Source organism: Yinghuangia seranimata (assembly GCF_029953285.1).
Classification (GTDB): Bacteria; Actinomycetota; Actinomycetes; order Streptomycetales; family Streptomycetaceae; genus Yinghuangia; species Yinghuangia seranimata.
Genome location: NZ_JASAOI010000093.1, coordinates 24,245 through 35,183, shown reverse-complemented (window position 1 = coordinate 35,183; position 10,939 = coordinate 24,245). Strand labels below are relative to the sequence as shown.

Sequence of the window (10,939 nt, the reverse complement as noted above, 5' to 3'; positions counted from 1 at the left end):
AGTCGGGGCACCGCCGGCCGGGCGCGGGCCCGGGCGTGCGGCAGGGGAGGCACCGGACGAAGCCGGTGCGGAGGCGCCGGCCGAGGGGGCCGGTGCGGGGGCGGGCTTGCGCCCGGCAGGACGCGCGGAGGGTCCGCCGTCCTTCTTGAATGCGTCAGTCAACTTGCGTACGACCGGCGCCTCGATCGTCGAGGACGCCGAACGGACGAACTCACCGAGTTCTTGGAGCTTGGCCATGACGACCTTGCTCTCGACTCCGAACTCTTTGGCGAGCTCGTATACCCGGACCTTTGCCACGTCGCTCCTTCTGGTCCGGGGTGGTCGTCCGCCGGACCGTCGCTACCGCATGTACGTACTCATCGCGTACTCATCGAGTGCTCATCGCAATCTCGACCTACTTCCAACTCGCGAGGTACTGCTGTTCCGATCCATGGCCCAGCAGTTCCCGGGCCACCAACGCGTGCAGCACGGCCGTGTCCAACGGCCCGGCCACACGCAACGCCCGCGGGAACGCCTTCCGGCGCTCCGCGAGGGCAAGACAGTCCGGGTCGCGGTGCAGATGCGCACCACGGCCCGGCAGGGTGCCGCGCGGGTCGGGGACGCACGCGCCCTCGACCGCCACGACCCGCACCAGGTCGGTCTTTGCGGCGCGGGACCTGCATCCCACACACGTACGCACCGGGCCCGCCACGTTCGGCAGGGCCTGTCGCTTACGTGTAGGAGGGCATGCGTTAGCCCGCGTCCGACCAGACATCAACTAAGTCTACCGCTCCCCGCCCCCACGCGGGTCGGCCGTTCCGCCGCCCTGCGTACCCCGGCCGCCCTGGCCGGTGTGCCCGGGCTCGGACCCGGCCTCGGTGTCGGGCCGGATGTCGATGCGCCATCCGGTGAGCCGCGCGGCCAGGCGGGCGTTCTGGCCCTCCTTGCCGATGGCCAGCGACAGCTGGTAGTCCGGCACGGTCACGCGGGCGGACCGCGCGGCCAGGTCGACGATCTCGACGTGGCTCACCCGTGCGGGCGACAGCGCGTTGGCGACCATGGTCGCCGGGTCGTCCGACCAGTCGACGATGTCGATCTTCTCGCCGTGCAGCTCCGCCATGACGGCGCGCACCCGGGCGCCCATCGGGCCGATGCACGCGCCCTTGGCGTTGAGGCCCGCACGCGTCGAGTGGACCGCCATCTTGGTGCGGTGGCCGGCCTCGCGGGCGATCGCGGCGATCTCGACGGAGCCGTCGGCGATCTCCGGGACCTCCAGCGCGAACAGCTTGCGCACCAGGTTGGGGTGGGTGCGCGACAGGCCGATCGACGGGCCCTTGGGGCCGCGCCGCACGGTGACCACGTACGCGCGCAGCCGCAGGCCGTGCTCGTACTGCTCGCCGGGGACCTGCTCGGCGTGCGGCAGGATCGCCTCGACCTTGCCGAGGTCGACCATGACGTTGCGCGGGTCCTTGCCCTGCTGCACGACGCCCGACACGATGTCGCCCTCACGCCCGGCGTACTCGCCGAACGTGACCTCTTCCTCGGCGTCGCGCAGCCGCTGCAGAATCACCTGTTTGGCGGTGGTCGCGGCGATGCGGCCGAAATCGTGCGGGGTGTCGTCGAACTCGCGGAGCGTCGCGCCGGTGTCGTCGGTCTCCGCCGCCCACACCGTCACGTGCCCGCTCGCCTTGTCCAGTTCCACGCGGGCGCGCGGGTGGCTGCCCGGGGTGTGGTGGTACGCCGTGAGCAGCGCCGACTCGATCGCCTCGACCAGGCGGTCGAATTTGATTTCCTTCTCGCGTTCGAGCCCGCGCAGGGCGCTCATGTCGATGTCCACGTCCTACGCCTCCTCGTTCATGTCGTCGTTGACGTCGTCTTCGTCGTCGTCCGCCGCGTCGTCCAGGGGCTCGGCGGACTTGCGGTTGAACTCGACCTGCACGGTGGCCTTGGCGACGTCGGCGTACGCGACGCGCCGCTCCTTGCCGTCCACGTCCAGGTCCGCCCCCTCGGCGTCGGCCGCCGCGACCCGCCCGGTGAACGCCGCGCCCTCGACCGGCCGCACCTCGACCAGCCGGCCCACCGCGCGGCGCCAGTGGCGCTCCTCGGTGAGCGGGCGGTCGACGCCGGGCGTGGTGACCTCCAGCTGGTAGGGCTGACTGCCCATCACATCGGAGCTGTCGAGGACTTCGGAGACACCGCGGCTGACCGCGGCGATGCCGTCCATGTCCAGTCCGCCGTCGGCGTCGACGACGACACGCAGCACGCGGCGCTTGCCCGCGGGGGTGACGGTGACATCCTCCAGATCGACACCGGCGGCTTCGGCGACCGGTTCCAGCAACTCCCGCAGCCGGTCCTTCTGGGTGGTGCTCATCCGGGTGACTCCTCGGCTGCGTGTGCTGTTGTCGCGATCTTCGGGCGGCCCGCCCCCGAGGGAGGCGGCCGCTGAGGTAGACCACAGTATCCGGTCCGCAACAGTTCGCGCGCACGCGTCGGCGGCTGCCCGGCCGCACGGGGACTGATGCGGTAGCGTCCGACAGCATCCGCGCGGTCGGCGCGGAGCCGGTGCACTCGATCAGCGGGAGTCGAAGCGATGCGCGACGCGGGGCCGACGCGCAGGTCCGTCCTTGCCGGACTCGGCGCGCTCGCAGCAATGGGCCTGGGCGTGACGGCCTGCACCTCGGACGACGGTTCGGGGCCCACGCCCGCACAGCGCAAGGCGGACGACGCGATCCGCGACCGCGCGCGGGAGGGCTCGGCCGCACTGCTCGGCCGGTACCAGGCGGTGCTGGCGCTGCACGGGGCCCTCGAAGGGCGGCTGCGGCCGTACGCCGACGAGATCGCCCGGCACCTGGAGGTGCTCGGCGGTGCCAAGGCCGCGGCGTCCGCCGCGTCCGCGACACCCGCGGCGCCCGGTGTCACTCCTACGGACGAGCCCGTTCCGGGGACGCCGCAGGCGGCGTTGGCCGACCTGGTCTCCCGTGAGCAACAGGCCGCCGACGCGCGGCTGGTGGACCTGCCCGCCGCGACCCCCGACCTGGCCCGCCTGCTGGCGTCCGTCGCCGCGGCCAACGCCGTGCACGCGAAACTGCTCGGGAGCACACCGTGACGACACCTGTCCCCCCGCCGGCGGCCCCCTCCCCCAGCGCGTCCCGCAAGGAGACCCCGCTGGTGGCGTCGCTGCAGACGCTCCTCGACGCCGAGCACGCCGCGGTCTACGGCTACGGCGTCGTGGGCGCGAGGTCCGACGGCCCCACGCAGGCGCAGGCGCGCACCTCCTACGACGCGCACCGGGCCCGCCGCGACGAGCTCGAACAGCGGATCGCCAAGGAGGGCGGGCAGCCGCGCGCCGCCGCGCCCGCGTACACGCTGCCGTTCCCGGTCGAGACGCAGGCCGACGCGACCCGGCTCGCCGTGGTCCTCGAAGAGGGCATCGCCGCGCACATCGCCGACCTCGTGGCGGCGGCCTCGGGCGACGCGCGCGTGGCCGCGGCGAAGTGGCTGCAGGAGGCCGCGATCGCGGCGGTGCCGTGGCGCGGTGCGAGCGTCGCGTTCCCGGGGCTGCCCGAGAAGGCGGCGGGCGGGGGCGCGCCCGGGACCCCGACGGGGGTGTCGTGACCACACCCCTCGAGGTGCCCGCGAGACTCGTCCGCACCGCCCTGCGCTGGTGCGGCGAGGAGGCAGCGCGGCCGTGGCTGGACGCGCTGCCCGCCACCGCGGCCGAGTACCTGGACTGGTGGGAACTGACCGCCGAGCGCCCCGTGCTGCCCGGCGGCGCGCTGAGCCTGACGCTGCTCGTGCGGCGGGCCGACGACACGCCCGCGACGCTCAAGCTCGGGTTCGTCGACCGCTACACCGCGCACGAGCCCGACGCGCTCCGGATATGGGGCGGGCGCGGCGCGGTCCGGCTCCTGGACGCCGATCCGCCGCGTGGCGCCCTGCTGTTGGAGCGCCTGCAGCCGGACGTGTCGCTGCGGTCGCTGCCCGAGGACCGCGCGATGCTGGAGGCCGTCGAGGTGCTGCGGCACCTGTGGGTGCCGGCCCCCGAGGACTCGAAGATCGACCTGGTGGCCGACCGCGCGGGGTTCTGGGCCGAGTCGATGCCTCGCCGGTTCACCGAGCTGGGCGGTCCCTGTCCGCGCGCGCTGCTCGACGAGGCGGTCGCGCTGTGCGGCGAACTGGCCGCGACGCAGCCGGACATCGTGACCCTGCACACCGACTGCCACCACGGCAACGTGCTGGCCGCCGAGCGCGCCAAGTGGCTCGCCATCGACCCGCGGCCCATGCTCGGCGAGCGGGCCTTCGACCTGGGCGCGCTGGTGCGCGACCGGTTGGCCACCGTGGTCGCCGAGACCCGCCCCGCGGCGTTCGTGCGGCGCCGCGTCACGTGGCTGGCGAACGCCCTTGAGCTGGACGTCGAACGGGTCCGCGGCTGGGCGCTGGTGCAGGCCCTCGCGCTCGGCCTGTGGTCGATGTCGGTGGGCGATCCGAACGGCGAGGACCTGATCTCCGTCGCCGAGTGGCTGTCCTGACGCCGCTTCGGCCCTGATGCCCGGTCAGTCGACCATGAGCGGCAGTTCGGCGCCCATCACCGCGTACGGCGTCGCGTTCCCGGGGAACTGCACGGGCACCGCGAGGTCCACGAACCCAACGCCGGTGTAGAGCCGCCGCGCGGGTGTGTCGCCCTCGACCGCCGACAGCAGGATCCGGGTGCGCTCCTGGCCCTGGCACAGCAGGCTCAGCAGCGTCCGGCCGACACCTCGCCCCTGCCAGCGCGGGAGCACGTGCAACTCGGTGACCACGAACGCGTCGTCGAGCCAGTCCTCGTGGCCGACCCGCGCGAGGTACGGCTCGATGACCATGCTCCACCACTGGTCCTTGAGGTTCGGGTAGCCGTACCCGAAGCCGATCATGCGGCCGTCCGGCGAGAACGCGGCCAGCGCGCGCACCTGCGGGAACTGGGCGTGCCGTTGCACTATCCGCCTGCGGACCGCGATCTCGTCGTCGGTCAGCCCGAACGCCAGCGCCTGCACCTCGACCGTCTCGTCGGCGTGCGCCGCGAGGTCGATCAACCGACACGTCCATTCCATGGCCGGGAACGCTATCGCGCCGTCAGAACAGGACGCTCATGAACGCGCCAGTCTCCGCGAACCCGACCCTGCGGTAGGCGGCCCGCGCGGGCAGGTTGTAGCTGTTGACGTACAGGCTGGCGACCGGCGCGATCTCGCGCAGCGCGTACTCGAGGACGGCGGCCATGCCGGTCTCCGACAGGCCCTCGCCGCGCCGGTCGGGGGCGACCCACACGCCCTGGATCTGGCACGCGTCGGGGGTGACTGCGCCGATCTCCGCCTTGAAGACCACGCGGCCGTCCTCGATGCGGGCGAACGCGCGCCCGGAGCCGATGAGTTCGGCGACCCGGGCGCGGTACAGCGCGCCGCCGTCGCCGACCAGCGGGCTGACCCCGACCTCCTCGGTGAACATGGCGACGCAGGCCGGCATCGCGATGTCGATCTCGTCGCGGCGCACCCGGCGCACGAGCGGGTCGGGGAGCACGGTCGTGGACGGCTTCGTGGCGACCATCAGCGGCTGCACCGGGCGGACGTCCCGGGCGGGGCCCCAGACCGGCTCCAGCAGCCCCCACAGGTTCGCCGCGGCGGCCGCGGGCCCGACGATGGACGAGCACCGCCGCCCCTGCTTGCGGGCCCGCTCGGCGAACGACCGTATGGCGTCGGGGCCGGCCTCGACCGGCACCAGGTTGGCCCCGGCGTAGCAGAGCGACGCGAGCCGCCCGCCCTCGTAGTAGCCCCACAGCTCGCCGCCGAGCCGCCACGGGTCGACGCCCGCGAGGTGCACGCGCGACGCGACGAACACGTTGGCCACCGGGTCGCGGCCGAGCACCTCCAGGACCGCGGGCAGGTCGGTGCCGTCGAGGACTTTGGAGGAAACCGAGCTCAGCACGGGCCTCACCCTGCCATCCTGCGGATCACGCCACCAGAGTACGGGCCCGGCCGCGGGACATATCCGGTGCACGCGGCTTCCACGGCCGCTCGGGACCACGCCCCGCCGACCCGTCGCGGGACGCCAGGTCCGTGGGCCGCTCCGCCGCACCTGGCGTCTCCGGCCTGCCTGCCGCCCTGCGCCGGGCCCGGACACGGCGGACTTCCGGCCTGCCGAGGTCCGTCCCGCGCCCGGCCGCCGGGCGGAGGGCGCCGCCGACCGCTGCGGCCCGGCGCAACGGCACCCCCGGTCATGCCGTGGTCGGTCGCGTGACCACGCGATCTCGACGGCCCCTTTCCGGCCCGCCGCCGCGCCTTCCCCGCTCGGCCCGGTCCCCCGGGGTCCCCGCTAGCGACCCGCCTCGACGAAGCGCCGCGGCGTCGCCGTGTGCTTCGCGGGGTCCGGCGGCGGGAGCGCCGGGCACGTCGTGTCCGCGGCGGGCAGGACGCCGCGTGCGAGGTACGCCGTTCCCGCGTCGTCGACGCACGCGCCGCCGCCGATGAACTGGCCGTGGTTGCCGCTGCCTTCGACGGTCACCAGGCGCGCGGACGGCAGCGCCGCACGCATCCGGACCGCGCCCGCGTAGGGGGTCGCCGGGTCGCGGGTGCCCTCGATCATCAGCACCCCCGGCAGCCCGGCGCCGTCGATCCGGGTCGGCGGCGCGGTGTTGCTCTGCAGGTAGAGGCAGGCGCCCGCGGAGGCGATGTCGGCGCCAAGGTAGCCGTACTGGTCCTTGAGCCTGGCGGTGTCGGCGGCGAACACCGCGGGGTCGGCGGGTGAGGGGGCGTCCGCGCAGGTGACGGCCTGGAAGACGGATTCGAAGTTCTCGTCGTCGGGGGTGGTGGGGCCCTTGAGGTCGCGCAGCGGCGCCGCGTCCCGCCGGTTCTCATAGGCCGCGACCGCGGTGGCGAGGGTCGGCCACTGGCGGTCGCTGTACAGGTTGGAGATGGTCACCAGGTCGAACTCGGTGCCGCCGAAGACCCCGTCGGCGGGCTTCGCGGCGAGCGCCTCCCGTGCCTCGTTCCAGCGGGCGAGGACGGCCTCCCGCGAGGTGCCGAGCCCGTAGCGGGTGTCGTGGTCGGCCACCCAGTCGGCCCAGTCGTGCCAGCGCAGCCAGAACGCCCGGGCCTGCGCGAAGCCGGTGGCGTACCAGACCTGGGTGGGGTCGACGACGCTGTCGAGCAGCATCCGGCGCACGCGGTCCGGGTAGCGCTGTCCGTACACGGCGCCCAGGTAGGTGCCGTAGGAGTACCCGAGGTAGTTGATCTTCTGCTCGCCGAACGCCGCCCGCACGGCGTCGAGGTCCCCGGCGATCTGCCGCGTCGTCAGGTAGGGCAGCAGCTGCGGCGCGCCGCGCCGGCAGCCGTCGGCGAACCCGTGGGCCGCCTCCGCGATCGCGCGCTGGCCCTCCGCGTCGGTGCGCGCGGTGTCGGGCTTGGGCGCGCGGGCGAACGTGGTGAGGTCGAGGCAGTCCAGGCGGGTGCTGGTGCCGCGGCCGCGCGGGTCGAAGCCGACGACGTCGTAGGCGCGCCGCACGGGTTCGGGCAGTACGTGGGCGAACGCCGCGGCCGAGCCGACCGCCGTCGCGCCCGGTCCGCCGAAGTTGATCAGCAGGATGCCCTGGCGTTCGGCGGCGCCGCCGGTGGCGAGGGACCGGGACACCCCGACCTGGATCGCCGGCCCGGCGTTCGGGTGGTCGTGGTCGAGCGGTACGCGCACGGTGCCGCAGCGCTCGGCGGCCGGTGTGCCTGTCGGGCAGCCGCCCCACGTGACGCCGGGCGCAGCGGGGCCTTCCGGCTGCGCGTCGGGTGCGCCGGTTCCGTCGCCCGGCGCCGCGCCGGTGAGGGCGGCCGCGAGGGCGAGCGCCGTCACGGCGACCACGGCGCGCCGGGTGCGCCACGGGCGCCGTCGCGGCACACGCTCAAGGGGACGCCGGGTCGTTGCGGCGTCGTTCATCGCGGGCCCCCTGCCTGCGGTTCGGTCGCGCCCTGGCACAGGACATCGGTGGCGGGCAGGGTGCCGTCCCGCAGGTAGGCCCAGGCCGCGTCTGCGGCGCAGCGGTTCGGGTTGAAGACGAGGACGCCGTGGCTGCCCGCCTCCCGCACGGTCACCAGGCGCGAGGTGGGCAGGGCGCGGTGCATGGCGACCGCGCCGGCGAGCGGTGTGGCGGCGTCGCGTTCGTTCTGCACGAGGAGCGCGCCGCGCAGGCCGGCGCCGTTGATGGCCGGCGGGGTGCGGCCGGTGCGCGGCCAGAACGCGCAGGGCGCGTTCAGCCACGTGTTGGGCCAGGTGAGCAGCGGGTTGGCGCGGTTGAGGGCGTCGGCGTCGCGGTCCCAGACGGCCCAGTCGCGCGGCCATTCGGCGTCGCCGCACTCGACGGCGGTGTAGACGGCGACGGCGTTGGCTTTGCGCTCGTCGGGCGGTTCGTTGAGCGCGGTCAGCGGTGCGGGGTCGCCGTCGAGGTAGCGGCGCAGGGCGCGGGCGAGTCCGTTCCACCGGTCGTCGTCGTACAGCGCCGAGGTGACGATGTCGTAGACCTCGGCGGGGCCGACGGCGCCGGCGGGTGCGGCGCGCACGCCGGCCAGGACGCGCGCGAACGTGCCCTCGACCTGGTCCGGCGCGGTGCCGAGCCGGAGCACGTCGTCGTGCCGTGCCGCCCAGCGGGTGAAGTCGCGCCAGCGGGCCTGGAAGGCGATGTCCTGGCCGAGGTTGACGCCGTACCAGATGCCCTGCGGGGTGGGGTCGACGATGCTGTCGAGGACGAGCCGGTCGACGCGGTCGGGGTGCAGCTGGGCGTAGACGGCGCCGAGGTAGGTGCCGTACGACCAGCCGAGGTAGCTGATCTTCCGCTCGCCGAGCGCCACACGGACGGCGTCGATGTCGTGCGCGTTGTCGAGGGTGCTGACGTGCGCGAGCAGGTCGCCGCCGCGGTCCGCGCAGCCTTCCGCGTAGGCGCGGGCGCGGGCGATCAGCGCCTGCTTGTCGGCGGCGGTGCGCGGAACCGGGTCGGGCTTGGGGGCACGGTCGTACGTCTGGGTGTCGACGCACTGGATGGGCGAGCTGTGGCCGTTGCCCCGCGGGTCGATGCCGACGATGTCATACCGCTCGCGCAGGTCGGGCGGCAGCGCGCGCTGGACGGCGGCGGCGAGCCACATGCCCTGGCCGCCGGGGCCGCCGGGGTTGACCACGAGTGTGCCGAGCCGGGGGCCGGGCCCGGTGGCCTGGGCGAGGGCGACGGCGAGGCGCGTGGTGCGGCTGTCGGGCCGGTCGTGGTCGAGCGGCACGTCGAGGGTGCCGCAGCGCAGCCCGCGGGCGAGGTCGGCGGGGCAGCCGCCCCACGTGATGCCGGGCGAGATACGCGGCTCCGGTGCGGCGGGCGCCTCGGACCCCGCGGCCAGCGCGGACACGGAGGCGAACGCGGCCAGGGCGAGCCCGGCGGCGATGCCTCGGGCCAGAACGCGTCGCATGCCTCGCCCCCTCCCGGCGACGCGGTGCACGTCGCCCCACGGCCGATGATCGGGATCAATCACCGAGAGCGAAAGGGGTCTAACGTACTGTCACCCTCGGGGTGCCCGAAAACCCTCGATCGGGTGGAGCGCTGTTGGAACGAGCACGTGCACGACGCACGAAGGCCCCCGCCCGGTGTCCGGGCGGGGGCCTCGGCGGCCGCGGGCGGAGATGCCCGCCGGCCGTCAGCTCACGTCGACGATCGGGTCGCCCTCGATGACGCCGTCGGCCTGCATCTGCTCGGCGAGGATCAGCGCCTCCTCGATCAGCGTCTCGACGATCTTCGACTCGGGCACGGTCTTGATGACCTCGCCCTTGACGAAGATCTGGCCCTTGCCGTTGCCGGACGCGACGCCGAGGTCGGCCTCGCGGGCCTCGCCGGGGCCGTTGACGACGCAGCCCATGACGGCGACGCGCAGCGGCACCTTGAGGCCGTCGAGGCCCGCGGTGACCTGGTTCGCCAGCTTGTACACGTCGACCTGGGCGCGGCCGCACGACGGGCAGGAGACGATCTCCAGGCCGCGCTTGCGAAGCCCGAGCGACTCCAGGATCTGCGCGCCGACCTTGACCTCCTCGACCGGCGGGGCGGACAGCGACACGCGGATGGTGTCGCCGATGCCCTGGCTCAGCAGCGCGCCGAACGCGACGGAGGACTTGATGGTGCCCTGGAACGCCGGGCCGGCCTCGGTGACGCCGAGGTGCAGCGGGTAGTCGCAGCGCTCGGCGAGCTGCCGGTAGGCCTCGATCATGACGACCGGGTCGTTGTGCTTGACGGAGATCTTGATGTCGCGGAAGTCGTGCTCCTCGAACAGCGAGCACTCCCACAGCGCGGACTCGACCAGCGCCTCGGGGGTGGCCTTGCCGTGCTTCTCGAGGAGCCGCTTGTCGAGCGAGCCCGCGTTGACGCCGATGCGGATCGGCACGCCGGCCGCGGAGGCGGCCTTGGCGATCTCGCCGACCTTGTCGTCGAACGCCTTGATGTTGCCGGGGTTGACGCGCACCGCGGCGCAGCCGGCGTCGATCGCGGCGAAGACGTACTTCGGCTGGAAGTGGATGTCCGCGATCACCGGGATCTGGGACTTCCTGGCGATCTGCGGCAGCGCGTCGGCGTCGTCCTGGCTCGGCACCGCGACCCGCACGATCTGGCAGCCCGAGGCGGTCAGCTCGGCGATCTGCTGGAGCGTCGCGTTGACGTCCGAGGTGAGGGTCGTCGTCATGGACTGCACGGACACCGGCGCGTCGCCGCCGACGGGCACGTTTCCGACCATGATCTGCCGCGACCTGCGGCGCGGTGCGATCGGCCGGTTCGGTACGGACGGCATTCCGAGGGTGATCGCGGTCATAGCTGATTCAGTCCCGTGTAGGTCGGACGAACGGTGCGGCTCGGCGATCCGCCGTGCCCGCACCGGCGGACCGGGCGGACACGGCGGATAAGCCGATCACCAACGCTACGGCACAC

General features: G+C 74.0%; 12 protein-coding genes. 3 read left to right on the top strand and 9 right to left on the bottom strand.

The genetic code is table 11. From position 1 onward, the window contains the following. From QI554_RS42310 to rimP, 4 genes are all read right to left on the bottom strand, one after another. Positions 1 to 297, bottom strand: a 297-nt coding sequence (locus QI554_RS42310) for a translation initiation factor IF-2 N-terminal domain-containing protein (protein ID WP_281478485.1), incomplete at its 3' end; no start/stop codon positions are given. Positions 298 to 394: 97 nt separating this feature from the next. Beyond that, positions 395 to 754, bottom strand: a complete 360-nt coding sequence (locus tag QI554_RS42305; RefSeq protein WP_281478483.1) for a YlxR family protein — start codon at positions 752 to 754, stop codon at positions 395 to 397. Between the two features lie 9 nt (positions 755 to 763). After that, positions 764 to 1,816 (bottom strand): transcription termination factor NusA, encoded by a 1,053-nt coding sequence (gene nusA, locus QI554_RS42300; RefSeq protein ID WP_281478481.1) that lies wholly within the window; start codon positions 1,814 to 1,816, stop codon positions 764 to 766. A 3-nt stretch (positions 1,817 to 1,819) separates the two neighbouring features. Then, complete coding sequence (rimP, locus tag QI554_RS42295) at positions 1,820 to 2,350, bottom strand: ribosome maturation factor RimP (protein ID WP_281478478.1); 531 nt, start codon at positions 2,348 to 2,350, stop codon at positions 1,820 to 1,822. 219 nt (positions 2,351 to 2,569) lie between these two features. Here rimP and QI554_RS42290 point away from each other — a divergent pair, with 219 nt between their 5' ends. The 3 genes from QI554_RS42290 to QI554_RS42280 are packed head-to-tail and all read left to right on the top strand — an operon-like array spanning position 2,570 to position 4,508. After that, a complete protein-coding gene (locus QI554_RS42290; RefSeq protein WP_281478477.1) occupies positions 2,570 to 3,085 on the top strand; it encodes a hypothetical protein in 516 nt (171 codons plus the stop codon). After that, positions 3,082 to 3,594, top strand: a complete 513-nt coding sequence (locus tag QI554_RS42285) for a ferritin-like domain-containing protein (RefSeq protein ID WP_281478475.1) — start codon at positions 3,082 to 3,084, stop codon at positions 3,592 to 3,594. The genes QI554_RS42290 and QI554_RS42285 overlap by 4 nt, the downstream gene beginning before the upstream one ends. Next, a complete protein-coding gene (locus tag QI554_RS42280; protein ID WP_281478472.1) occupies positions 3,591 to 4,508 on the top strand; it encodes an aminoglycoside phosphotransferase family protein in 918 nt (305 codons plus the stop codon). The genes QI554_RS42285 and QI554_RS42280 overlap by 4 nt, the downstream gene beginning before the upstream one ends. Before the next feature lie 24 nt (positions 4,509 to 4,532). Here the strand turns inward: QI554_RS42280 and QI554_RS42275 are convergent, their stop codons facing one another. The 5 genes from QI554_RS42275 to ispG all read right to left on the bottom strand — a co-directional run bounded on the left by QI554_RS42275 (position 4,533) and on the right by ispG (position 10,823). Continuing rightward, the gene (locus QI554_RS42275; protein WP_281478470.1) at positions 4,533 to 5,066 is read right to left on the bottom strand and encodes a GNAT family N-acetyltransferase; all 534 of its coding nucleotides are present in this window, start codon (positions 5,064 to 5,066) and stop codon (positions 4,533 to 4,535) included. Positions 5,067 to 5,088: 22 nt separating this feature from the next. Continuing rightward, positions 5,089 to 5,931 (bottom strand): GNAT family N-acetyltransferase, encoded by an 843-nt coding sequence (locus tag QI554_RS42270; RefSeq protein WP_281478487.1) that lies wholly within the window; start codon positions 5,929 to 5,931, stop codon positions 5,089 to 5,091. A 390-nt stretch (positions 5,932 to 6,321) separates the two neighbouring features. Then, the gene (locus QI554_RS42265) at positions 6,322 to 7,929 is read right to left on the bottom strand and encodes an alpha/beta hydrolase (RefSeq protein WP_281478468.1); all 1,608 of its coding nucleotides are present in this window, start codon (positions 7,927 to 7,929) and stop codon (positions 6,322 to 6,324) included. Then, complete coding sequence (locus QI554_RS42260) at positions 7,926 to 9,440, bottom strand: alpha/beta hydrolase (protein ID WP_281478466.1); 1,515 nt, start codon at positions 9,438 to 9,440, stop codon at positions 7,926 to 7,928. Before QI554_RS42260 ends, QI554_RS42265 begins: the two co-directional genes overlap by 4 nt. 225 nt (positions 9,441 to 9,665) lie before the next feature. After that, positions 9,666 to 10,823: a flavodoxin-dependent (E)-4-hydroxy-3-methylbut-2-enyl-diphosphate synthase gene (gene ispG / locus QI554_RS42255; protein ID WP_281478464.1), complete on the bottom strand. Its 1,158-nt coding sequence runs from the start codon at positions 10,821 to 10,823 to the stop codon at positions 9,666 to 9,668. Between the last annotated feature and the right edge of the window lie 116 nt (positions 10,824 to 10,939).

Coding starts and splice junctions, on each gene's coding strand:
- QI554_RS42305 (WP_281478483.1), bottom strand. CDS start 754: ATGTCTGGTCGGACGCGGGCTAACGCATGCCCTCCTACACGTAAGCGA.
- rimP (WP_281478478.1), bottom strand. CDS start 2,350: ATGAGCACCACCCAGAAGGACCGGCTGCGGGAGTTGCTGGAACCGGTC.
- QI554_RS42290 (WP_281478477.1), top strand. CDS start 2,570: ATGCGCGACGCGGGGCCGACGCGCAGGTCCGTCCTTGCCGGACTCGGC.
- QI554_RS42275 (WP_281478470.1), bottom strand. CDS start 5,066: ATGGAATGGACGTGTCGGTTGATCGACCTCGCGGCGCACGCCGACGAG.
- QI554_RS42265 (WP_281478468.1), bottom strand. CDS start 7,929: ATGAACGACGCCGCAACGACCCGGCGTCCCCTTGAGCGTGTGCCGCGA.
- QI554_RS42260 (WP_281478466.1), bottom strand. CDS start 9,440: ATGCGACGCGTTCTGGCCCGAGGCATCGCCGCCGGGCTCGCCCTGGCC.
- ispG (WP_281478464.1), bottom strand. CDS start 10,823: ATGACCGCGATCACCCTCGGAATGCCGTCCGTACCGAACCGGCCGATC.